This window comes from Chordicoccus furentiruminis (assembly GCF_019355395.1).
Classification (GTDB): Bacteria; Bacillota; Clostridia; order Lachnospirales; family Lachnospiraceae; genus Chordicoccus; species Chordicoccus furentiruminis.
Map to the genome: position 1 here is coordinate 2,254,349 of NZ_CP048829.1, position 24,102 is coordinate 2,278,450.

A 24,102-nucleotide genomic window follows, 5' to 3' on the forward strand; every position below is an offset into this window, starting at 1 on the left:
GCGACAGCCGGAGCCTCCTGCCCTGAGGGCAGGAGGGCATGGCTCGGAGCGCGGACAGCGCGGATCGACTGACGCGACGGGAAGGCCGCTTGCGGCCGGACCGGAACGGCAGGAGAGACGCATACGGCGACAGCCGGAGCCTCCTGCCCTGAGGGCAGGAGGGCATGGCTCGGAGCGCGGACAGCGCGGATCGACTGACGCGACGGGAAGGCCGCTTGCGGCCGGACCGGAACGGCAGGAGAGACGCATACGGCGACAGCCGGAGCCTCCTGCCCTGAGGGCAGGAGGACATGGCTCGGAGCGCTCTTTTATCTTTGTAACCTGAAGTCCGATTCCAATATATGGAGGACGTACCAATCATGGCAAATGTGAATGTGTTCTTCTTCGGGAAGAAATACGAAGTGCCGGACAATCTGACGATCATGACGGCGATGGAATACGCCGGCTATCAGCTGGTCCGCGGCTGCGGCTGCCGCAACGGCTTCTGCGGCGCCTGCGCGACCATCTACCGCATCAAGGGGAAGCAGGAGCTTCAGATGGCGCTCGCCTGCCAGACGAAGGTCGAGGACAATATGTATGTCGCGACCCTGCCGTTCTTCCCGCTTGTAAAGCAGGTCTATGATATCAACAAGGTGGAGCCGACCCAGCAGATCATGATGCAGCTCTATCCGGAAATTTATTCCTGCATCGGCTGCAACGCCTGCACGAAGGCATGCACCCAGGGCCTCGATGTTATGCAGTACATCGCCTACGCCCAGCGCGGCGATTTCAAGAAGTGCGCGGAGCTCTCCTTTGACTGCGTGATGTGCGGCGTCTGCTCCTCCCGCTGCCCGGCGGGTATCTCCCATCCGCAGGTCGCGATGCTGGCGCGGCGCCTCAACGGCAAATATCTGACCCCGGATGCGGAGCATCTGAAGGCCAGAGTGAAGGAAATCTACGACGGCAATTTCAAGGATGCGATGGAAGCGTATATGAACAAGTCCGACGCGGAGATCCGTGAGATGTACAATAACCGCGACATTGAAGCGTAAGCGACGGAGGAGAGAACATGTATCCAGAAAGCTATAAGGAATCGATCGAAAAAGTCGCTGAGAAACGTGCGGCCAACGCGGCGGCGGAGCCGAGACGGATGACTGCGGAGGAGAAGGACGCGCTCCTTGCCGAGTTCCATCCGGATTACAACCAGGATGCCTTCGAGGAACTGAAGGTGGGGCCGAACAAGGGCGAGAAGGCGCCTCACGAGCTGGCTGCGATGCTGGAAGCCCACGCGCGCGTACACGCCGGCGAGGTGGACCTCACGAAACCGGCTTATGACACGGACGTGCTCATCATCGGCGGAGGCGGAGCCGGCTGCTCGGCGGCCATCGAGGCCGACGACGCGGGGGCGAAGGTCCTGATCGCGACGAAGCTCCGCACCGGTGACGCGAACACCATGATGGCGGAGGGCGGCATTCAGGCGGCGGACAAGCCGAACGATTCGCCGCAGCAGCATTTCCTCGACGCTTACGGCGGCGGCCATTTCATGGCGAAGAAGGAGCTCGTCGCGAAGCTCGTCACCGAGGCGCCGGAGGACATCCTCTGGCTGAACAAACTCGGCTGCGAGTTCGACAAGGACGAGAACGGCGACATGATCACGACGCACGGCGGCGGCACGTCCCGGAAGAGAATGCACGCCTGCAAGGACTACTCCGGCGCCGAGATCATGCGGACCCTGCGGGACGAAGTGCTGAACCGCGGCATTCCGATTCTTGAGTTCACGTCCGCGATCGAGATTCTGAAGGATGACAAGGGAAATGCAGCCGGCGCGATTCTGCTCAACATGGAGACACTGGAGCTCTTCGTCGTCCGCGCGAAATGCGTGATTCTGGCGACCGGCGGCGCGGGCCGCATGCATTACCAGGGATTCCCGACCTCCAACCATTACGGAGCGACGGCGGACGGACTGGTGCTCGGCTACCGTGCCGGCGCAAAGCTGCTGTATCAGTACACTCTGCAGTATCATCCCACCGGCGTCGCCTATCCGGATCAGATTTACGGCGCGCTGGTGACGGAGAAGGTCCGCTCTCTGGGCGCCAAGGTGGTCAACAAGGACGGCGACATCTTCGTTCATCCGCTGGAGACCCGTGACGTGGAAGCCGCGGCGATCATCCGCGAGTGCCGGAAGGGCAACGGCGTGAAGACCGAGCACGGGTGCGGCGTCTGGCTTGACGCACCGATCATCGAAATCAAGAACGGTGCCGGCACGATCCAGAAAAGAATCCCGGCGATGTACCGGATGTTCGAGAAGCGCGGGATCGACATCACGAAAGAGCCGATCCTCGTCTATCCGACGCTGCATTACCAGAACGGCGGACTCGACATCGACACGAACTGCGAAACCGGCGTGAAGAACCTTTTCGCTGCCGGCGAGGTGACCGGCGGCGTGCACGGCACGAACCGTCTGATGGGCAATTCGCTTCTTGACGTCATCGTCTTCGGACGCGACGCGGGCCGGGCGGCCGGCGCGCGCTGCAAGGAAGTGACGGTCGGCCCGCTGAACATGGACCATGTGGCGGCCTATGAGAAAGAGCTGGACGCGGCCGGCATCCATACGGATCTTGTCTCTCCGAAGCTCCTTCCGAAGTATGTCCGCCAGCGCACGACGCTGGAGGGACCGGGCATCATTCAGTGACAGAACAGAAGCAAAGGCAAACCACGCGGCGGAGACGGCCGCAGGAGTAACCCGCGCACAGGCCGCAGGGCGGATCGGAAGATCCCCCTGCGGCTGCTGTCTTGCGGTCTGACGTTTCGAAGCGCATCCGGTGTCAGGAAAAACGGAACGTTCCGAACGAACGGGCGGCAGAGCGGCCGGGCAGGGGAATCCGGAGCGCCCGGGAAATTCTGCAGTGAAAATACAGAAACGAAGGGGAGGAACGATTTGAGTCAGTCAGCCGCTTCATATGAAACATCCCAGTACCGGAAGATGACGGAGACGCCCGTACCGCGTCTGATCCTCTCCCTCGCCGTACCGACCATCATCAGCATGATGGTCACGAATCTGTACAATACCGCCGACACATGGTTCGTCAGCCGTCTGGGAACGTCCGCCGCCGGCGCGGTCAGCATTGTCTTCTCGCTGATGGCGATCTATCAGGCGATCGGCTTCATGTTCGGCCACGGAGCGGGCAGCAACATATCACGTAAGCTCGGCGCGAAGCATTTCGACGAGGCAAAAAAGTTCGCCTCGACGAGCTTCTTCCTCTCGATCGCGGTGAGCGCCGCGGTCTCCGCGGCCGGTCTGGTCTTCATGAATCCGCTTCTACGCGCGCTCGGCAGCACGAAGACGATTCTGCCATACGCTCGTCAGTACGTGTTCTGGATCCTGCTGTCCGGCCCGTTCCTTTCCGTGAGCTGTGTGCTCAACAACATCCTGCGGTACGAGGGCCATGCCGCCTACGCGATGGTCGGGCTCACGACGGGCGGGATTCTCAATCTCGCCGGGGATCCGATTCTGATGTTCGGCTTCGGACTGGGTGTATCCGGCGCCGGTCTCAGCACCGCGCTGTCTCAGGTCGTCAGCTTTCTGATTCTGCTGTTCATGTTCCGGAGAGACGACGTCGTCAGCGAGTTCCACGTCCGGAATATTTCACGCAGCGGCGTTCTGGTCGGCTCGATCATCGCGACCGGGATGCCCAGTCTCGTCCGGCAGAGTCTCAACAGTCTGACCACCATCGTGCTGAACCATCAGGCGGCTGTCTACGGAGACGCCGCGATCGCCGCGATGGGCATTGTCGCGAAAGTGACCGCCTTCCTCGCGTCCATCGCGATCGGCATCGGACAAGGCTATCAGCCGGTCGCATCCTTCAACTACGGCGCGGGACGGTACGGACGGGTCCGGAAAGGGTTCCGGTTCACCTCGTCGTCGGGGACGGCTCTTGTCGGCGGTTTCGCGCTTCTCTGCGCGGTCTTTTCGCCGGAGATCATCCGCTGGTTCCGCGATGATCCGGAGGTCGTCGCGATCGGAGCGGCCGCGCTGAGATGGCAGTCCTTATCCGGTCTGTTCATGAGCTACTCCATCACGGCGGGGATGCTGTTCCAGAGCACCGGCGTCAGCGGACGGGCGACCTTTCTGTCCGCTCTCCGGGCCGGCATTCTCTTCCTCCCGCTGATTCTGATCCTGCCGGCGGTTTTCGGCCTCACAGGCATCGAAACCGCGCAGCCGGCGGCGGACATCCTGTCGACGCTGATCAGCATTCCGATCACAGAAGCCTTCCTCGCGGGGCTGAAAAAGGCGGGGACAGACGGATGGTCATGAGGTTGAGAGACGGAGACGCAGGCGGAATGGATTTCCGGGAGGCAAGGGTGCGGCATGCATTCTCCGGAAAGATTACGGCATGCATTTCCGATATGAATGCGGATCCGTACCTGTTATAATCATCACGGCAGAAGACAGTGCGGAAGTCAGGACGTCCCGGCTGCGGCGTATGTCATTGCGGCCGTTGTTTCCTACTGGTGGATGATTCCGGAGAAGAAGGAGGAACAGGCAGTTGACAGAGAGAGAAGACGGAGTCAAAAATGAGCCGGTCTCCATCGTATTTGAGGAGAAGGCACAGCGGAGCGCCGCCTATCAGGACGGCCGGCTGATCGGAGAGTGCGAGTTCAGCGCCTCCGAGACGGTGTGGATCATCACGCACACGGGCGTCCGGCCCGGACACGAAGGCCAGGGCATCGCGCGGAAGCTGGTGGAGAAGGTGATCGGGGAGGCACGGGTGAGGCACGTCCGGATCCTTCCGACCTGCTCCTATGCCAGAAAGCTGATGATCGGAAACGAGGCGTATCAGGACGTGCTGTGACAGGTACGCAGAATGCCCCGGGGCAGGTTCGGACGCGCGGCCGCCGGCATTTTCCGGGATTTACGCTTTGTTCAGATAAATGCAATTCAAAGCGCGGGGGCTTTTCGGGCTTTCGCGGACAGAGACCGTCTGAGAGGAAACAGGGCAATATGGCAGAAAAACACGCTTTTTATCAAAAGAGGAAGGCAGCTGATAAAAGGGCAGCGGCCGTCCATGAAATCTGGAAGCCGTCGAATCTTCTGGCTCCGGTACCCGCGGTCATTGTGACATCCGCGGATGGAGAGGGGCACTCCGATCTGATGACGGCGGCGTGGGCGGGAACGGTATGTTCCGATCCGGTGATGGTGTCCGTTTCCGTAAGACCGTCAAGGCTGACGCATGACTATATTGAGAAGACGGGAGAATTCGTGATCAATCTGACGACCCGGAAACTGACGAGGGCCGCCGATCTGGCCGGCGTGAAGAGCGGCCGGGATGCCGACAAATGGGCGCTGACCGGGCTGACGCAGCTGCGGTCTTCCAGCGTCGCGGTTCCGGGCGTCGCGGAGAGTCCGGTGTGCCTTGAATGCCGGGTGCGGAACACGCTGCATCTGGGTTCCCATGACATGTATGTGGCGGAGGTTCTCGCCGTCGACGTGGATTCTTCCCTGCTCGACGGAAAAGGCCGGCTGGATCTCGGGAAGGCGGATCTGATCGCCTACTCGCACGGAGAATACTTTGCCCTCGGGGAAAAGCTCGGAAGATTCGGGTTTTCTGTGAGGAAGCCCGACAGAAAAAGAAAACAGACATAAGAAGGGGCTCCGGTCCGGCCGCCATGTTTGAATGGCAGCCGGACCGGATTTCTGCTTGTGAGAAATGGCGGCTCCGGACGGATGGCTGCTTAAGAATGGCAGCCGTGACCGCAGGTACCCGCCTCATGTCCGCAGTCCCCGCCGTGATGCTCACCGTGATGGTCGCAGCGAACGTCCTCCTGATAATGCAGGCTGCCGTTCAGGAAATCGGAGACCGCCTGATCGGCGCTGCCGCTGCAGCCCCCGTACAGCCGGATTCCCGCTTCCGACAGCGCCATCTGCGCGCCGCCGCCGATGCCGCCGCAGATCAGCGCGTCTGCCTTCAGCTCTTTCAGAACGCCTGCGAGCGCGCCGTGACCCTGGCCGTTCGTGCTGACCACACGGGAGCCGGCGATCCGTCCGCCGTCGAGTTCGTAGACCTTGAAATACTCTGTTCGTCCGAAATGCTGGAAGATATCGCCTGTTTCCTTTTCATAGGTGACGGCTACATTCATTGTCTCTTTTCCTTCCTTTCTTAAACCGTTGATGCCGCCGACCGCCGGCACAGACCGGAACTCCCATCTGCAGCAGCCGAAACGGCTGTCATCGGAGTATTCGACGTTTCCGCCGGCGATATGGATGGACTTTCCGTTGACCAGCGCGTCGGCTACTTTGCCGCGCGCGCCGCGGAGGATGTTCTGGGCGGTGGATCGCGCGACATGCAGCCGTTCCGCGCAGGCGGACTGATCCAGTCCCTCCTGATCGGTCAGCCGGATTGCCTCCAGCTCATCCAGCGTCAGAGATATATCGCCGGAAGAGGGGTCGGCGAGAAAACTCCTGCAGACCGGAAGCTGGTAGACGGTTCTCATTTTCTGCGGTCTCGGCATCATGACCTCCTGTTGCAATTATTGGCATATGCCATTAACTGCATGATACACCTTCTGCCCGGGGTATGCAACACTTCGTTCTGACTTTGTCGATTTGGCATGGAAAGAACGATTCTGTGTCAAAATCAGTCCGAAAATGTTGGGAAGGCAACCGACGCGCGGACCGTATGGCTCCATAATGAAGGCAGAAAGACAGGGAGGACATCGAAATGAGTAAAATGATCGATCTTAACCGTTCGGTTTTTGAACTGGTCACAGAATATCCGGAGATCGGGGACATCATGGAGAAGCTGGGATTCAGGGAGATCAGAAAGCCGGCCATGCTGCACTCGGTCGGAAAGCTGATGACGCTGCCGCGGGGAGCCAGGATGAAAAATATCCCGATGGAAAAGGTGATCGCGGCGCTGACGGAGCACGGCTTCACGTTTTCGGAGGAGAAGCCCGCGCCGCAGCCGCCGCGCCCGGAAAAGCCGGAAACACAGCCCGCGCCGCAGCCGCCGCACCCGGAAAAGCCGGAAACACAGCCCGCGCCGCAGCCGCCGCGCCCGGAAAAGCCGGAAACACAGCCCGCGCCGCAGCCGTCGCGCCCGGAAAAGCCGGAAACACAGCCCGCGCCGCAGCCGTCGCGCATGGAGGATCTCAAGGGCTATCTGCGCCGTCTTGGCGCGGGCGAATCTCTGGAGAGCGTCCGGAAGGATTTCGCGGAAAAGTTCCGCGATGTGGAGGCTTCCGAGATCATGCAGGCTGAGCAGGAGCTGATGCGTGAGGGAACGCCTCTGACGGAGGTTCAGAAGCTCTGCGACATTCACTCCGCGCTGTTCCACGGCGCCACGAGGGAGGAACAGATCGCCAATGCGGAAAAAGAAGTTATGGCATCTGTTAAGAGGGCGAAGGAACTCGCGGCGCGGAAGGACTACGGAGGCAAAAAGGAACGGGCGGCGGAGCTGGCGGCCGTTGACGGGCATCCGCTGAATACGCTGACGAGGGAAAATGAAGCTCTGGCCGGCCGGATCGCGGAGGCGAAGGCGCGTCTGGACGCCGGCGAAGAGGTGGACGGCCTGCTTTCCCGTATCCGAGAGCTCTCTGTCCACTATGCGAAAAAGGGCGATCTTCTGTATCCTCTGCTGAAGGTACACTATGAGATTTCCGGTCCCGCGGATGTGATGTGGACCGTCGACGATGAGATCCGGGATGAGCTGGCGGAGCTCGGGAAGATCCGGGAGCATGACGCGGCGTGGACGGAGCGGCTGCGGGCAGTTCTGAAAAGAGCGGAGGAGATGATCTATAAGGAACACAATATTCTTTTCCCGATCTGCGCCGTGAATTTCACTCAGACAGAGTGGCACCGGATCTACCGGGACAGCAGAGACTATGACGACTGCCTCGGTGTGAAGGGCGAAAGATGGCCGGAGGCGGAGCAAGAGGCGCCGGCGGCGCTTTCCGCGGGAGAGGGCGAGGTGGTCATGCCCGGCGGACATATGACGGTCGAACAGCTCACGGCTCTTCTCAACACGATACCGGCGGAGCTGACGTTTGTGGACGCGGACAACATCAACCGCTACTTCAACGAGGGACATAAGGTCTTCAAACGGCCCGGTATGGCCATCGACAGAGAAGTGTTTTCCTGCCACCCGCCGAAGATCGAGCCGATGGTCCGCGCCATCCTTGACGATTTCCGGAACGGACGAAGAGACCGCGTTCCCGTCTGGATGGAGAAAAACGGCCGCACCGTCCTCGTGACCTACATGGCAGTGCGGGACAGAGACAGAAAGTATCTCGGCACTCTGGAAGTCGTGCAGGACATGGAGTTCGCGAAGGAGCATTTCGCACAGTGAGATACGGCGGCGTCTTCCTGCCTTTCTTTCCAAAACACACGGAAAGTGGCATAATGCAGAAAGACTTGATGACTGACTGCATGTAAGGGAGACTGACTATGAGTTTGACGAAGAAAAATCACAGGACGCTGGCGGCCGGCGTCCTGATTCTGCTGTTCGCACTGGGACTTCTGATCAATGAATCGGACTTTATCGGACAGGACAGCACGGCCGCAGTGCAGTATCTGAAGGTGTACAGCGCCTTTCTGCCGTTTCTGGCATATATCGTTCCGTTTGGCATCTTCATGAGACGGGTAAGCGCAAAATACCGGATCAGCGGGCTTGAACTGCTGGCCGCCGCCGGATGCGGGGCGTTTATCTCGTCCGCCTTCGCCGGGGAGCTGAACGGAGGGTTCGACGATCTGATGACCGGCCTGATGGGAAAGGCCTATTCCTACGCGTGGCTCGGTTCTCTCGAAACCGGCATCGCGGAGGAACTCCTGAAGCTGGGGACGGCAGCGCTGCTCCTGTATGCGCTGGGGCGGAAGTCGCTGAAGGATTATCTCAGCATCGGCATGTGCGTCGGGATGGGCTTCCAGATGGAGGAGGATATCGCCTACATCACGGACAGCGGCTTCAAGGACGTGAATCAGGCGTTTCCGGCGGCGCTGGACAGGGTTTCCTGCTCACTCGGATCGCACTGGGCCTATGCGGCGGTGACGGCAGCCGGTCTTTATCTGATCGTGAGGACCTCCGGCAAAAACCACAGGCGAAAGGGCCTCGGCTGGATTCTTCTCGTGATGGCGGACCATTTTCTGTTTGATTCGCCGATCGGAGACCCGCAGCTTTTCAACGCGCTGCTGACCGTCGCGGTCGTGCTGCCGGTGATCCTGTTTTTCAGAAGCCCGGAGATGAGGGCGGAGGAGAGCGAAGCCAGTGGCGCGGCATGATGTCTTTCCGGCATCTTGTGATCTTCATCCGGATGGCTCTTTCTGTTATACTCGACTCTGTCAGAAGGATAGAAAACTGGCGGAGAACACAGAATCAGCGTGTATCGACAAAAGCAGGCGCTTCAAATTTTCTGCCGGCTGCCGGAATGCATCTGCGTTCCGGCAGCCGGCCGTTCGTTTTTTACCGCCAGTGCTTCATTAAAGGAGAACAGAATGCTTCAGATTCGCGATATCTGCAAACAGTACCGGACGGGAGACTTCGTCCAGAAGGCGCTGGACGGCGTGAGCCTCAGTTTCCGGGACCACGAGTTTGTCTCGATCCTCGGCCCGTCCGGATCCGGAAAGACCACGCTGCTGAATATCATCGGCGGCCTTGACCGCTATGACGCCGGGGATCTGATCATCAACGGCGTCTCCACCCGCCGCTTCCGCGACCGGGACTGGGACGCCTACCGCAACCACACCATCGGCTTCGTGTTCCAGAGCTACAATCTGATCATGCATCAGAGCGTGCGGTCCAACGTGGAGCTTGCGCTGACGATCTCCGGCATCACCGGAGGGGAGCGAAAAAGGCGGGCCGAGGAGGCGCTGCGGAAGGTCGGTCTTGAAAAGCATATGGATAAAAAGCCGGATCAGCTCTCCGGCGGGCAGATGCAGCGGGTGGCCATCGCGAGGGCGCTGGTCAATGACCCTGACATCATTCTGGCGGACGAGCCGACCGGCGCGCTGGACAGCGATACCAGCGTGCAGGTGATGGAAATCCTGAAGGAGATCGCGAAGGTCCATCTTGTGGTCATGGTGACGCATAATCCGGAGCTCGCCCGCCGGTACGCGACCAGAACCGTGACCATCCGCGACGGAAAGCTTCTTTCGGACACGGATCCTTTTGAGCCGGATGGGACAGGAGAGGAGGCTGCGCGGCCGGTGCGGAAGAAGTTTTCCCGATCCGGCATGTCGTTCCGCACGGCGCTGTCGCTCAGCCTCAGCAATCTGAGAACCAAGAAAGCGAGAACGCTGACCGTGTCGGTCGCCGGTTCTATCGGCATCATCGGCATCTCACTTGTGCTCGCGCTGTCAAACGGGGTCAACCGCTATATTTCCGATCAGGAAACGGCGGCGCTGTCCCAGTATCCGGTGGAGATTGACCGGACCGGGATCGATGTGGCGTCTCTGATGGGCGGGACATCCGACGCATCCGGTATGGCGAACCTGTCTGCGGACGGAAGGGAAGGAAAAGAGAAGAACGGAGACGGCCGGATCGGCGTGCGGAATATGATGAAGGGCCTGCTCTCGAACGTCACCACGAATGATCTCGCCTCCTTTAAAGCATGGCTCGGGAAGGACGGGCGGATCCGGGGAGAGAGCGACGCGGTCGAGTATCGCTACGATGTCACGCCGCTCATATACCGGGAGGGGAACGGAAAGACGGTACAGGTTAATCCGGCCAACCTCCTTGAGGGGCTGGATCTCGGCGACTCCCAGATGAGCACCATGATGGGCAACGCCATGAACATGGATGTGTTCTCCATGCTCCCGGAGAGCAGACGGATCCTTTCCCGGCGGTATACCCTTGAGGCGGGCCGCTGGCCGGAACAGGCGGAGGATATCGTGCTGATCCTCTCCGCGGACGGCCGGGTGAACGACAGCGTGCTCTACGCGCTTGGCATGCGGGACAGAAAGGAGCTCGGAAAACTGGTACAGGCGAAGGATGAGGAGAAGAGCCGCGCCGGCATCATGGACAGCGACGGAACGACCTACCGGTACGGCGACTTCCTCGGCATGCATTTCAAGGCCGTAAGTCGGTCCGCCCTGTATGAGCGCGATGACAAAAGCGGTCTCTGGATCGACCGGTCCGGGGACGATTCTTATGTCCGGAAAGCGCTGAAGGAAGGGATCACCCTTACGGTGTCCGGAATCGTGCGCCAGAAGGACAGCAGCTCTTCCGCCATGAGCGACTCCGGCTTCGCGTATACGGAGGACCTTCTGTCCGGGCTGATGCGGCGGGCTGCGGAGAGTGCCATCGTCAGGGATCAGATGGGCCGGAAGGACATCAATGTGCTGACCGGCCACACCTTTGAGGCGGACAATGACCCGGATCAGCTGGATCTCGGAAGTCTGATCACGGTCGATCAGGACGCCGTGCAGAACCTGCTCGCCTCCGCGGGTCTTCAGTCAGGCGGTCTGAGTCTGGATATGTCCTCGCTGGCGGATGCCTTCTCGGGAATGGACCTGAGCGGGCTGAATCTGCCGAAGAGCCTTGATCTGTCTGCGCTGCAGAGCGCGCTGCCGCAGATGAGCGGGGGACAGCTGGAGGGGATGCTGGACGGCGTGATCCGGGATGTGCCGCAGGAAGAGCTCAGGAGCCTGTTCAGCAAGGTGATGCAGCACTATACGGCCTACGCCGCGGCGGATCCGTCCACGAATTATGCCGGGCTTTCCGACGCGCTGCTTCAGTATCTCATGTCGGACGAAACGGCGAAAACCGTGCAGACCTTTCTGCAGCAGAAGCTTACGGAAACGGGGAACCAGCTCGTATCCCGCGACGATCTGCTGAATCTGACGTCGGATGTGATGGCGGATTTCCCGGCTTATCTTGAAAAACGGCTTTCGGAGAATGCATCCGGCTCCTCCGGCGGCGTCCTGCAGCCGCTTTCCGCACAGGCCGTCCGGGCGCTGCTGGATCAGAAGCTTTCGGAGACGGGGAGGGATACGTTCACGCGGGAGGAACTGCTGAATCTGGCGTCGGATGTGATGAACAATCTGCCGTCCTATCTTCAGGCGCTCCTGCCGGACGGCACGGGCAGCCTCCCGGATTCGGGCGCGCTGTCTCAGATTCTTCAGGACTATCTTCAGGAACCGTCCACGCGGGAAAAGGCGGATCAGGCATTCTCGGATCTTACGGGGAGATTCCGGAATCTTACCCTTTCGCAGGATGAACTGGGGGATCTGATGCAGAAGCTCGCGGCCGGCTATACGCCGTACGCCCGGGACCATCAGCTTCCGGATCCTTCCCGTCTTACGGAATCCCTTCCGGCCTATTTCAGGACCGATGAAGGGAGAAAGGATCTGTCTCAGATGATGGCGGCGGTCCTCGACACCGACCGGCTTCAGAAGAACCTGAGCACTATGGTGTCCGACGGTCTTTCGGGCATCGCCGGCGTGGTGACGGCGCAGCTTCAGACCGCCCTCCGTCAGGGACTCGAAAGCGCGGCCGGAGCGATCCAGACCGCGCTCTCAGATCAGATGGGGCAGCTGATGGCGGGGATGGCGGGCGGCCTCTCCGGCCTTGCCGATCCCGGAAAACTGCAGAACATCATGAAGATGAACCTTGCGCCGGATCAGATCCGCAGCCTTCTGACCGGCATGCTGACCGGAAACGGGGTGAGTTATGAAGGAAATCTGACGAAGTTCGGCTATGCCTCGACGGATGATCCTTCGGAGATCGACATTTACCCGAAGGATTTCAGCGCGAAAAACAGGATCAAAAAGCTGATCACGAAGTATAACGACCGTGCCGCCGGCGCGGGGGAGGAGGAGAAGACGATCTCCTATTCGGATATGATCTCGGCGATGATGTCGTCTGTGACCAATATCGTGGACACGGTCAGTGTCGTCATGATCGCGTTCATCTCCATCTCTCTCGTCGTCTCGTCCATCATGATCGGCGTGATCACCTACATCAGCGTTCTCGAACGGAAGAAGGAGATCGGGATTCTGAGGGCGATGGGCGCCTCGAAGCGGAATGTCGCGAACGTGTTCAACGCGGAGACGTTTCTCACCGGCCTGCTCTCCGGCACGATCGGCGTGGTTTCGGCTCTCCTTTTCTCGATTCCGGTGAACCGGATTCTGCCCCGCTTCGTCAACGGCGCTGATGTGAAAATCTTCCTGGCCCCCAGAAGTGCGGCGCTGATGATTCTTCTGAGCATCGGACTGACCCTTCTGGCGGGGCTGATCCCTTCCACGCAGGCTTCCAGAAACGATCCGGTCCGGTCACTGCGGTCCGAATAAGAGAAAGAAAGCGGGATTCCTTGACAGATGCATTTCAATATGATATTAAAATGATATCAAACCAATGCGGCGGAACGATCCGCCGAAGGAAGAGATGCGAATGCATCCGGGAGGAAATCATGGAAGAAAAGACAATGAGACACGCGGGGCAGGGCATGCCGGTCCTTTTGGGCGTCATCGCGCTGGAGATTCTGCTGATCGCGGCGGCCGTGCTGCTTCCGCTTAACGAAACCTCGCCGCTCTTCGTTCTGCTGATCATTCTGATCTGCGTCGCGTGGATCCCGCTCGCCGGTCTCCGCGTGCTGAAGCCCGAGGAAGCGCTCGTTGTGACGCTGTTCGGCACATATGTCGGGACGCTGAGAGGCCCCGGCTTCTTCTGCATCAACCCGTTCAGCGCCAGCGTCAACCCGGCCGCGAAGACCGTCCTCGGCCAGAGCGGGGATGTAAAGGCGGAGAGGAAAAGCCAGGTGAGCGGGCAGTCTATGACGAACAACAAGATCTCGCTCAAGATCATGACGCTCAGCAACGCGCGTCAGAAGATCAATGACGTGCTGGGAAATCCGGTGGAGATCAGCATCGCGGTGATGTGGCAGGTGAAGGATACGGCGAAGGCCGTGTTCGCGGTGGACAATTTCAAGGAATACCTGTCCCTGCAGTGCGACAGCGCGGTGCGGAACATCGTGCAGATCTATCCCTATGATGTGGCGCCGAATATCGACACGACCGGCGACGGCAAGGCGGACGACGGCTCTCTCCGCGGCTCCACGGAGGTGGTCGCGCGGCGGATCCGCGACGAGATTCAGCGGAAGGTGAGCAACGCAGGTCTTGAGATTCTGGACGCGCGGATCACCTATCTCGCGTACGCGCCGGAGATCGCGGCGGCGATGCTGCAGCGGCAGCAGGCATCCGCTGTCATCGACGCGAGAAAGATGATCGTGGACGGCGCGGTCGGAATGGTGGAGATGGCGCTGGAGCGTCTGAACGAAAACCATGTGGTTGATCTGGATGACGAAAGGAAAGCGGCGATGGTTTCCAATCTGCTGGTGGTTCTGTGCGGAAACCGCGACGCCCAGCCGGTCGTCAATTCGGGAAGCCTGTACTGAGAAATGGCTGACAAGAAACAGATCCCGCTGAGGCTCAGCGCCAGCCTGTACGATGCGATCGCCGCCTGGGCGGCGGACGACTTCCGGTCCGTGAACGGCCAGATCGAGTATCTGCTGACCGAGTGCGTCCGGCAGAGGAAGAAGAACGGCGGGCATATCCCGGAGAAGCTGGATGAACCACCGAGGCTGGATCTGTAAAGGACATCTTCCGTCACAGCCGCAGACCCTTGATGTCCTTGATGCGGTCCAGAATGACATTCGTCCGGATCGACGTGACGCCGGGCAGCGGATCGATGACGTCCCGGAGAAAGTCCTCCAGTTCCTGCTGGCCGGCCGCAACGGCATGGACATGCAGGTGGCAGCTTCCGGTCGTCCGGTAAATCTGCGTGACGGTGGGACAGCGCTGCAGCGCCTGCGTCACCGCCGGGAACCGGTCCGGCGTCGTCTCGATCTCGAAATAGCAGGAGACGGCGCTGCTCATCCGCCGGGGATTGATGACGGCGGTATAGTTCTCGATGATTCCCCTCTTTTCAAGATCATTCATATGATTCTTGACGGCCACCCTGGAGATGCCGAGCCTCTGGCCGATTTCGGAGTAGGTGTAGCGGGCATTTTCGATCAGCAGGGAGAGAATTTTCCGGTCCAGCGGGTCTACATCATCAAGGAACATGGCTGCCTCCTTCTCGCCGCCCGGAGGCGGACGCGTCTGCATAAAAAACATAGCACGGGACGGCTGCATTTTCAACGCGGGACGGGATTTTCAGCGGAAGGGAGAGACACGATGACGGTGATTCGGGACGCAGGACCGGAGGACGCGGAGACACTGCAGAAAATTTACGACTGGTATGTGCGGAACACGGCGGTGACCTTCGAGTACGAGACGCCGACTGCCGCGCAGTTCCGTGAGCGGATGGAGCGGACGATAGAGCGGTATCCCTATCTGATCGCCGAAACGGATGGCAGGGCGGACGGATACTGCTACGCGGGGCCGTTTGTGGGGCGCGCGGCCTATGACTGGTCCTGCGAACTCAGCATCTATCTCCGGCCCGATGTCCGCAGGAACGGCATCGGACGGATGCTCTACGGGGAGATGGAGAGGCGGCTCCGCGCGATGGGAATCCGCAATCTGTATGCCTGCATCGGAGTGCCCCGCGGGGAGGATGCGTATCTCACGAGGGACAGCGAGCGCTTTCATAAGCGGATGGGCTTCACGACCGTTGGAACGTTTCGGGCCTGCGGCGCCAAGTTCGGCCGCTGGTATGATATGATCTGGATGGAGAAGATGATCGGATCCCACAGTCCGGAGCCGGAGCCGGTGAGATGGGCTCCGGAGATTTCAGATCAAAAATGAGTCTCCGGCGCGGAGAGACAGAACGAAAAAGACGGCGAACGGCCATAAAAAAGACCGTCCGGCGCGGCAGATTCCATGCAGAGGATCTGCACGCCGGACGGTTCTTGTTACACTTTGTCACTCATGTGGTATACTACGGACGGTAAAGACTCGGGGAGCGGCAGCCGGTGCGGATTCGGCCGCTGCGAGACCGGAAGCGGGGGCTTTGGATAAGATGGCGATGGTGAATATCAGCGCGCGGGAACGATATCATCGGTATTATGATCTTCTCGAGGGAGGCGTCTGCCTTATACTGGCGGACGGTTCCGAGCAGGTCGTGTTTGCGAGCGCCCAGACGGCCCGGCTTTACGAATGCGAGTCGGAGGAGGAGTTCCTTGATTTCTGCTCTTCTTCCTACCGGAATATGATGGAGGCGGAGGATTATGTCCCGATCGCATCAAGTGTGAACGGGCACACAAACCACTTTCATCTGACGTTTCATTACCGTACGAAAGGCGGACACTTCCGAAAGGTGGAAGGATTCGGATGGCTGAAGGAGACATCCTTCGGGGCGGCGTACGTCGTTCAGATCTTTTCAGCGGAGCAGATCGCGGAGGATCGGAAGAGAGATGGCACGACGGATCTGCCGGGCATGCATGATTTCTACAAAGAGGCTTTCAAACGCGTGGCGAAGCGGAAGGCCGATGGAACGCTGAGCGCGTTTTGCCCGGTGATCTTCGATATCACCCGTTTCAGGGAATACAACCGGATCCACGGCACGCACAGGGGAGATCTGTGTCTCAAGAAAGCCGCAAAAACGATCACCGACTCGTTCCCCGGATCGCTTGTCGGCCATCTGACGGCCGACCGTTTCGTCGCTCTGCTGCCCGCTGACAGCCTGGAGGCGAAGCTCGAGCAGGTATGCAATGAGATCAATCACTACATCGACGACGCCGGCATTCAGATGAAAGCGGGCGTCTACCGCATCGAGCCGGACGCAGCGGAGGAAGAGATCAGACATTCCTTTGACTCGGCGAAAGTGGCCTGTGACAGCATCAAACAGGACGGCAACCGCGTGGTCGCTGTCTATGAGCCGTCCATGGGGGAATATCTCAACAAGAAGATGTATGTCCTCCGCCATTTCAGCGAGGCGCTGGAGAAGTGCTACATCAAGGTGTATTTTCAGCCGGTGATCCGGACGATGACGGGGCGCCTATGCGGATTCGAGGCGCTGGCCCGCTGGGAGGATCCGGAGATCGGCATGATTTCGCCGGCAATCTTTGTCCCGGTTCTCGAGGAAGCCCAGCTGATCAACCGGCTGGACCGGTTCGTTCTGGAACGGGTTCTGAAGCTTCTCAGAAACCGCATGGACAACGGACTTCCGCTGATCCCGGTTTCGATTAATCTCTCCGGCTATGATTTTGAGGTGGCGGACCCTTTTCATTCCATTCAGACAATGGTGAGACGGTATCAGGTGCCGCGCAGTGCGCTGCGGTTCGAGATCACGGAGCGGGTTATGATACGCAACCGCCTCAGCATGGTCTCGACGATCCGCCGTTTTCAGGAGGCCGGGTATCAGGTCTGGATGGACGACTTCGGAAGCGAGTACTCCTCACTGACGTCGCTTCACTACTACCATTTTGATGAGATCAAGATCGACATGGGTTTTTTCAGCCACTTCGATGACCGGAGCCGTCAGATCATCACTTCCGTCGTGATGATGGCAAAAAGGCTGGGCGTGCTGACGCTGGCTGAGGGAGTGGAAACGGCAGAGCAGGTTTCGTTTCTCAGAAAGATCGGCTGCGGCCGGATTCAGGGCTACTATTACGGACGGCCGATGTTTCTCGAGGACTGCCTCGATTACATGCATGAGAAGAAGATGGGGCTTGAGGATCCGGAGGAAGGCCAACTTCTGGATGCCGCGGAGAGCGTCAATGTGGTGACGGATTCACCGACCGCGCTGTTTCACTTTGACGGGAAGGACATCACGCTCCTGATCGAAAACGACGCTTACCGGCGGGAGCTGAGAAGCACCGGAACGCAGGACATGGAGGAGGCGAATCTGAATCTTCATGCCATGGACTATCCGTTCCGAGGCAAATTCACCCAGCTGCTGTCGAAGGCGCTGAAGTCGCGGACGGAGGAGACGATGGTCTACGTGGATAACGGGCAGTTTATTCGGGTCAGCGTCCGCTGGATCGCGGGCGGAGAACGAAACTGGGTAGGAGAATCGAAAATATACAATGTCAGTTCCCAGTCCGGTATCCGTGACGCGGGAGAGATGGACGTTCTGCTCCGAAACCTCTATCAGCTCTATGATGGTCTCTATCTGATGGATCGCGGGAAGGACGAGATCCGGGTTCTTCAGTGCGATCATCCGAAGGTGCGCCCTGGGACCATTATACGCTCGATCATGCCGTCCTTTGCCTCCTATGCGGATGAGCTGGTCCATCCGGACGACCGGGAGAGGTTTCTTGCGTTTGTCCGGCCGGAGAATATCGAAGAGAAAGGAGGCCGGGCGACAGAGCTGGTCCGCGTCCGCAGGGAGGACGGAACCTACCGATGGACGGTATTCGACGCGATGGAGATCTTCAAGAGCCTTACGAAGAATATTCTGCTCTGCGAGCGGGAGGATATCTGGGAACGGAAACACAGCCGTGACACGCTTCTTCCCGTCTTCTGCCGCTCCTTCGGCGTCGGGACATGCGCCGCCGGCGTGCAGGCCGAGCCGGCGGAGAGCAGTCTGTTCCGCGCGCTGCGGGACCGCTCTCCTTATCCGTTCTTCTGGAAGGACCGGGACGGACGGATTCTCGGCGCCAGTCTGGCCTTTTTGAGAAAGACGGGATTCGATGATGAGGCGGCGCTCCGCGGCAGGACGGAGAAGGAACTCGGATGGCGGCTCGATTCTTCGGAGTCGGATGAGGCTGAGGAAATGGTGCTCCGCCATGGTGAGAGATTGGCGGAAACGAAGGGACAGGCGCTGGCCGGAGGCAGACTCGAGAGTGTACGCATCGCGTGGACGCCCTGGTACAGGGAGAAGGAGATGACCGGCACGCTGGCTATGATCAGCGCAGTCGGTACGTCCGGCCGGGAGGAACGGCGCCAGGGCATGTCGGATACGGAGACCGGATTCCTCAGCTATCGCGGAGCGATCGAGGTCGGACTCGCGTTCGCGGATCAGTACCGTCTCAAGGATGTCGATTATGTGGGGTATCTGATCGATATCGCCGCTTACGCGGAGGTGGCGAAGGAGGATGCCCGGAAAGCCGGGGCCCTGCTGAAGGAAATCACCCGGATTCTCCGGCAGGCCTTCCCTTCCGGCTGGGCGATCGCCCGGGTCGGACTTTGCTGTTTTCTGCTTTTCGGCCGGAAGGAAAACGCGTCGGATCTCGGACGGAAAGAGGAATCTTTGTCCGGCCTGATGCCGTCCCTCAGAAAACGGCTGGGACTCCGGCCGGATCTTGTCCTGACGGACGCGGCCGCGTACGGATCGGAGGTGAAAAGTCTGGACGAGATGCTTCAGCTTCTGGTTCACCGGCTGAGCAGCTCCGAGAAACGTTTATACGGAGACAGCCTGTGCACGGGAGACAGAGTTGTCATTCGCCGGGAGGCATTTGAAGACCTGCCAGAGAGAGTGATCATCAGCGATCCGAAGAACTGGAAGCTGATCTATCTCAATCAGTCCGCAAGGAGGGATGTGGGGATCGCGCCGGATGAGAGTCTGGCGGGAAAGCTCTGCTATGAAGCGCTGGAGGGATGCAGCCGGCCATGCAGAGACTGTCCGAATCTGCTGCTCCGTCAGGATTATTTCTATGCCGCGTCTCACTTGTACCGCAGGACAGGCGACACCCTTCTTGTCCGCGCCTGCCTGATCCCGTGGGAAGGGCACAGCGTGCGGCTGACAATAGCCTTCAATATGGAAGAGTACGCCCGGACGATGATGAAGGATCATGAGTTGATCTATCAGGAAATGCAGGCCAACAACGCGATTACGGTCGGGATGGCGGAGGAGGATCCGGATCTCGGAATCAATAAGACCATCGGCTGCATTTCCAACAATCTGAAGCCGGAGAGGTTTCTGATCTTCGAGGAGCGGGACGACAACACGGTCAGCGCCGTCTACGAGTGGACGGCGCACGGTCTTCCGCCTCTCAAGGAAGAGCTTCAGAGCATCCCGAGGACAGAGCTCCGGGCGCTGTACAGGGAATTCAGCTCCCACCATGTTGTGATGGTCAGCGACATGGATGCGTTCCGGGCGAAGTATCCGGGGTTCTCTCTGCGGATCCACGGTGTCCGGCGCTTCGTATCCGGTCAGCTGATGCTGCCGGACCGGACGGTAGGATTCACGATGGTGATCAATCCGTCGAAGGATACGTTCCGGATGACGAGTCTGCTGCTGTCCACGCTGACGGATTTCATTGCGATCATGATCCGCAACCGGAACAGCATGCGCCGTCTGGAGGAGCAGAGCATGAGGGATCAGCTGACCGGAGCCGGGAACCGGTGGGGGATGGAGAGGAGGATTCGGGCGTTTAAAGGGGAGGGCCCGCTGGGTGTGATCTCAATCGATCTGAACGGGCTGAAGAATACCAACGACTCCGAGGGCCATCACGCGGGCGACATGCTGATCTGTGAGACGGCAAGGATTCTGCAGGAATGTGCGGGAGCGGAATGCGTCTTTCGGACAGGCGGCGACGAGTTTGTCGTGGTGACGGAGGGGATGGAGGAAGACGATATCCGGCTTCTGATCCAGCATATCCACGAGCGTGCGAGGGACAACGGCATCAGTATGGCGGTCGGCTATGCCGTCAGTCAGAGGATGGTGAGCGATTTTGACGCACTGCTCACGAAAGCGGACCTCAAGATGTACGAGGACAAGGGACACAGCTACCGGAGAAGAAGTACCGACAGGGAATGAATCAGAACGAAATGATTCCGGGCCGGGCATGCTGTTGCGCAGGCAACAGCGCGCCCGGCCCGTGTCTGTTACACTGAAGGCATTGGCCGGCGGCAGTGCGGACGGTGCGGCTGCGCCGGCGGTTGGGAGCAGGCAGGCAAAAAGGAGGGTGGACATGGGATATATTCTCAGTGCGGACGGCTTCGCGGCGCTGATCGAAAAGCTTCGCGGGACGTACCGGATCTATGCGCCGGTCCGTAAGAAGGGCGCCGGGCGGTTCACTGACACCGACGTGATCCTTTATGACGAGGTGAGCGGGGCGTCGGACATCGAGCTCGGGAAAAAATCGGACTACGCGTTCAAGGAATTTCTGACGCCGCTCAGCGAGACGCTGTTTTTCTTCACGGAGAAGGAGGTGAAGGAGGCGGATCTGAATCCGAAGCCGGTGCTGATCTTTCTCCGGAGCTGCGATCTTCACGCCGTGAAGCGTCAGGACCAGATCTATCTCGCCAACGGGAAGGAAAAGGACTGGTTTTATCAGCGCCGGCGCGATCTCGTGAAGTTCGTGCTGATCGGCTGCGGGGAGAGTTTCGACAACTGCTTCTGCGCCTCGATGGGCAGCAACCGGTCCGACGACGGCTATCTCTTCTCCGTGGATGTCCGGGACGGAAAGTACTGCAGCGACGTGAAGGACGCTTCGCTTGCGCCGCTTTTCGAGGAAGCCGGAGGAGAGAAGGCGGATATCACGCCGCTTTTCGTCACGGAGAACAAGACGAAGGTGACGATCCCGGAGAAGGTGCCGCTCAGCATCTTCAGGGATCCGCTCTGGGATGAGTACACGACGCGCTGCATCGGCTGCGGCCGCTGCAATTTCGTATGTCCGACCTGTACCTGCTATTCGATGCAGGACGTTTACTACACGGAGAACGGAAAGGTCGGCGAGCGCCGCCGCGTCGCCGCCTCCTGTATGGTGGACGGCTACACTGACGTGGCCGGCGGCGGTCAGTACCGGAAGTCTCAGGGCGACAGGATGCGCTTCAAGGTGCTTCACAAGATCTACGATTACCGGAAGCGCTTCGGCTATGACATGTGCGTGGGCTGCGGCCGCTGCGACGACGTCTGTCCGGAGTATATCTCCTACACGAACATTATCGGGAAGGTCAGCGCCGCCTGCGCGAAGGCGGACGGAGAGGAGGCCAGATCATGAGCATGAATCCTTATCTTCCTTTTCCGTCTAGAATCCTCGACGTGATCCGTCACACCGGAAAGGAATATACATTCCGGATGCATTTCACGGGAGACGTGAAGCCGGGCCAGTTCTTCGAGGTGTCCGTGCCGAAATTCGGCGAGGCCCCGATCTCCGTCAGCGGCATCGGACCGGACTATGTGGACCTCACGCTGCGCCGGGTCGGCCGGGTGACGAATGAGGTTTTTGAGAAATACAAGGGCGACACGATGCTCCTCAGAGGCCCCTACGGCAACGGCTTCGATCTCAGCCTTTACGAGAAGGGCGAGACTGTGGTGGTGGCCGGCGGTACCGGCGTCTCCCCGGTCCGCGGCGTGGTTTCCGCGCTCGCCGGGATGGACAACGCGAAGGACAAGTACGTCATCGTCGGCTTCCGGAGCCCGGACGACATGCTGTTCCGCGATGATTTGAAGGCGTGGGACAGCGCGCTGAATCTCACGCTGACCGTGGACGGCGCGCCGGATGGCTACACGGGCCGGATCGGTCTTGTCACGAAGTACATCGCGGATCTTCCTCTGAAGGATCCGGAAACGGCGAAGGCCGTGGTGGTCGGTCCGCCGCCGATGATGAAATTCACGATCATCGAACTGAAGAAGAAAGGCTTCCTCGACGAGAACATCACCGTCTCCTATGAGCGGAAGATGTGCTGCGGTCTCGGTAAATGCGGTCACTGCCGCGTGAACGACCGCTATATCTGTCTGGACGGGCCGGTCTTCAACTATACCGAAGCCAGAGAAATGATGGACTAAGGAGGACGCGATGGGCGAACTGGATATCAACGTCGGCAAACTGAAGAAAAATGCATTCCGCTACTCCAAGGTCCGCGGCGAGACCGCCTCGCGTATCCGGATCCCCGGCGGCGTGATCGACGCGAAGGCGATGCAGCGGATCGTCGAGATCGCTGAAAAGTACGGAAACGGCGTCATCGACATCACGAACCGTCAGGGCATCGAGATCCCCGGCATCGCGCTTGAGGATATGGAGAAGGTGAACGCCGAGGTGCAGGCCGTCATCGACTCGGTCGGAACGAACCAGGCGAAGCGGGACGCGGGCTATCCCTCGTCCGGCACACGGAATGTCGTCGCCTGTCCGGGCGAGCGTCTCTGCCCCTTCGGCTGCTACGACACGACGGAGCTGGCGCGGAAGATGGAGGCGCAGATTTTCCCCAATGACCGCCATGTGAAAATCGACTTCACGGGCTGCTCCAACGACTGCGCGAAGGTGCGGATGTCCGATGTGGGCGTCATCGGCATGACGGAGCCCCAGTATGATCCGGACCGCTGCGTCGCCTGCGGCCAGTGCGTGAATTTCTGCCGCCGCCGCTCTGTGGGCGCGCTTTCGCTGGTCAACGGCAAGGTCGTCCGGGACACGAAGAAATGCATCGGATGCGGCGTCTGCGTCGTCTACTGCCCGACCCGTGCCTGGACGCGCAGCAAAGAGCACTATTTCCGGATTGTCCTTCTCGGGCGCACGGGCAAGAAGAACCCGCGGATGGCGGAGGACTTCATCAAGTGGGCGGACGAGGACACGGTGCTGAAGATCGGGAAGAACGTTTACGCCTACATCGAGGAGTACATCGACCCGAACGCGGTGGAGCACAAGGAGCATATCGGCTACATCGTCGACCGGACCGGCTTCGATGAATTCAAGAAGTGGATTCTGAAGGACGTGGAGCTGGGACCGAAGGCGGAGGTGACAGAACGTCTCTACTGGGGCGGGAAGCACTACGACGAGAAATAAGAGAACACAGAAAAGAGATGAAAAGGGGCTGCCTGCGGGCAGCCTGCCGGAATGACGAGCGGAATCCATTGATGGATTCCGCTTCTTCTCTGTGAAAACGGCTCAGTGCGCAGGGGCTGAAGGAAGAGCGGCGGGAGATGGCAAGAAAAGACAGGACTTTGAAATCGGACAATCCGGAATGATTTCGGAAAACAGGAAGCAAAATTATAAAATAACCGCACAATAAAAGCGAAAAACAGCAGAACAGTGGTTCTATTTGCATGCATGGCCCACTTTTTCGGGACATATTATATAATTGTCTGAGTTGACCTGGTGACAAGCAGGCGGGGGATAGATGAAGAAGATCATGCTTGTTTTCGGCACGCGGCCGGAAGCGATCAAGATGTGTCCTGTTGTGAAGGAATTGCAGTCGAGAAAGGGGCTGAGCGTCACGGTATGCGTGACGGGCCAGCACAGGGAGATGCTGCAGCAGGTTCTGGACGTTTGTATATTGTCAATAGGTAATCCTCAAAATTGTCATCAAAA

General features: G+C 59.5%; 17 protein-coding genes and 1 pseudogene. 16 read left to right on the forward strand and 2 right to left on the reverse strand.

The window, feature by feature from the left end; translation table 11 throughout:
* The first annotated feature begins 359 nt into the window (after window positions 1-359).
* The 5 genes from G4C92_RS10265 (at window position 360) to G4C92_RS10285 (ending at window position 5,623) form a co-directional block, all read left to right on the forward strand.
* Window positions 360-1,031 carry a 4Fe-4S dicluster domain-containing protein gene (locus G4C92_RS10265; protein WP_274939756.1) on the forward strand — a complete coding sequence of 224 codons (672 nt, stop codon included), beginning with the start codon at window positions 360-362 and terminating at the stop codon, window positions 1,029-1,031.
* 17 nt (window positions 1,032-1,048) lie between these two features.
* On the forward strand, window positions 1,049-2,671 hold the full coding sequence (locus tag G4C92_RS10270) for an FAD-binding protein (protein ID WP_274939757.1): 1,623 nt from the start codon (window positions 1,049-1,051) through the stop codon (window positions 2,669-2,671).
* A gap of 246 nt (window positions 2,672-2,917) precedes the next feature.
* The gene (locus G4C92_RS10275) at window positions 2,918-4,294 is read left to right on the forward strand and encodes an MATE family efflux transporter (protein WP_330654696.1); all 1,377 of its coding nucleotides are present in this window, start codon (window positions 2,918-2,920) and stop codon (window positions 4,292-4,294) included.
* Window positions 4,295-4,526: 232 nt separating this feature from the next.
* Window positions 4,527-4,832 carry a GNAT family N-acetyltransferase gene (locus tag G4C92_RS10280; protein WP_274939758.1) on the forward strand — a complete coding sequence of 102 codons (306 nt, stop codon included), beginning with the start codon at window positions 4,527-4,529 and terminating at the stop codon, window positions 4,830-4,832.
* 149 nt (window positions 4,833-4,981) lie between these two features.
* Complete coding sequence (locus G4C92_RS10285) at window positions 4,982-5,623, forward strand: flavin reductase family protein (RefSeq protein WP_274939759.1); 642 nt, start codon at window positions 4,982-4,984, stop codon at window positions 5,621-5,623.
* An 89-nt stretch (window positions 5,624-5,712) separates the two neighbouring features.
* On the opposite strand, the gene G4C92_RS10290 is transcribed toward G4C92_RS10285, so the two are convergent.
* Window positions 5,713-6,489: a NifB/NifX family molybdenum-iron cluster-binding protein gene (locus tag G4C92_RS10290; RefSeq protein WP_274939760.1), complete on the reverse strand. Its 777-nt coding sequence runs from the start codon at window positions 6,487-6,489 to the stop codon at window positions 5,713-5,715.
* A 209-nt stretch (window positions 6,490-6,698) separates the two neighbouring features.
* On the opposite strand from G4C92_RS10290, the gene G4C92_RS10295 reads away from it, so the two are divergent.
* From G4C92_RS10295 to G4C92_RS10315, 5 genes are all read left to right on the forward strand, one after another.
* Window positions 6,699-8,324: a DUF438 domain-containing protein gene (locus G4C92_RS10295; RefSeq protein ID WP_274939761.1), complete on the forward strand. Its 1,626-nt coding sequence runs from the start codon at window positions 6,699-6,701 to the stop codon at window positions 8,322-8,324.
* A gap of 98 nt (window positions 8,325-8,422) precedes the next feature.
* Window positions 8,423-9,253 (forward strand): PrsW family glutamic-type intramembrane protease, encoded by an 831-nt coding sequence (locus tag G4C92_RS10300; RefSeq protein ID WP_274939762.1) that lies wholly within the window; start codon window positions 8,423-8,425, stop codon window positions 9,251-9,253.
* Between the two features lie 213 nt (window positions 9,254-9,466).
* Window positions 9,467-13,261 carry an ABC transporter ATP-binding protein/permease gene (locus tag G4C92_RS10305; protein WP_274939763.1) on the forward strand — a complete coding sequence of 1,265 codons (3,795 nt, stop codon included), beginning with the start codon at window positions 9,467-9,469 and terminating at the stop codon, window positions 13,259-13,261.
* Window positions 13,262-13,380: 119 nt separating this feature from the next.
* On the forward strand, window positions 13,381-14,364 hold the full coding sequence (locus G4C92_RS10310) for an SPFH domain-containing protein (protein ID WP_274939764.1): 984 nt from the start codon (window positions 13,381-13,383) through the stop codon (window positions 14,362-14,364).
* A gap of 3 nt (window positions 14,365-14,367) precedes the next feature.
* Entirely contained in the window at window positions 14,368-14,562 is a 195-nt protein-coding gene (locus G4C92_RS10315) for a PTS ascorbate transporter subunit IIC (RefSeq protein ID WP_274939765.1), read from the forward strand.
* Between the two features lie 13 nt (window positions 14,563-14,575).
* Here G4C92_RS10315 and G4C92_RS10320 read toward each other — a convergent pair whose 3' ends face one another.
* Window positions 14,576-15,034: an Lrp/AsnC family transcriptional regulator gene (locus tag G4C92_RS10320; protein WP_274939766.1), complete on the reverse strand. Its 459-nt coding sequence runs from the start codon at window positions 15,032-15,034 to the stop codon at window positions 14,576-14,578.
* A gap of 111 nt (window positions 15,035-15,145) precedes the next feature.
* On the opposite strand from G4C92_RS10320, the gene G4C92_RS10325 reads away from it, so the two are divergent.
* The 6 genes and pseudogenes from G4C92_RS10325 to G4C92_RS15105 form a co-directional block, all read left to right on the forward strand.
* Window positions 15,146-15,715, forward strand: coding sequence for a GNAT family N-acetyltransferase (locus G4C92_RS10325; protein ID WP_274939767.1), 570 nt, complete (start codon window positions 15,146-15,148; stop codon window positions 15,713-15,715).
* A 214-nt stretch (window positions 15,716-15,929) separates the two neighbouring features.
* Complete coding sequence (locus G4C92_RS10330; protein WP_274941999.1) at window positions 15,930-20,612, forward strand: EAL domain-containing protein; 4,683 nt, start codon at window positions 15,930-15,932, stop codon at window positions 20,610-20,612.
* A 154-nt stretch (window positions 20,613-20,766) separates the two neighbouring features.
* Window positions 20,767-21,798: an anaerobic sulfite reductase subunit AsrA gene (asrA, locus tag G4C92_RS10335; protein WP_274939768.1), complete on the forward strand. Its 1,032-nt coding sequence runs from the start codon at window positions 20,767-20,769 to the stop codon at window positions 21,796-21,798.
* Window positions 21,795-22,586: an anaerobic sulfite reductase subunit AsrB gene (gene asrB / locus G4C92_RS10340; RefSeq protein WP_274939769.1), complete on the forward strand. Its 792-nt coding sequence runs from the start codon at window positions 21,795-21,797 to the stop codon at window positions 22,584-22,586. The genes asrA and asrB overlap by 4 nt, the downstream gene beginning before the upstream one ends.
* A 19-nt stretch (window positions 22,587-22,605) precedes the next feature.
* Complete coding sequence (gene asrC, locus G4C92_RS10345) at window positions 22,606-23,577, forward strand: sulfite reductase subunit C (protein ID WP_274942000.1); 972 nt, start codon at window positions 22,606-22,608, stop codon at window positions 23,575-23,577.
* 334 nt (window positions 23,578-23,911) lie between these two features.
* A pseudogene (locus tag G4C92_RS15105) lies at window positions 23,912-24,058 on the forward strand (UDP-N-acetylglucosamine 2-epimerase (non-hydrolyzing)); the annotation flags it as partial.
* Window positions 24,059-24,102 lie beyond the last annotated feature (44 nt).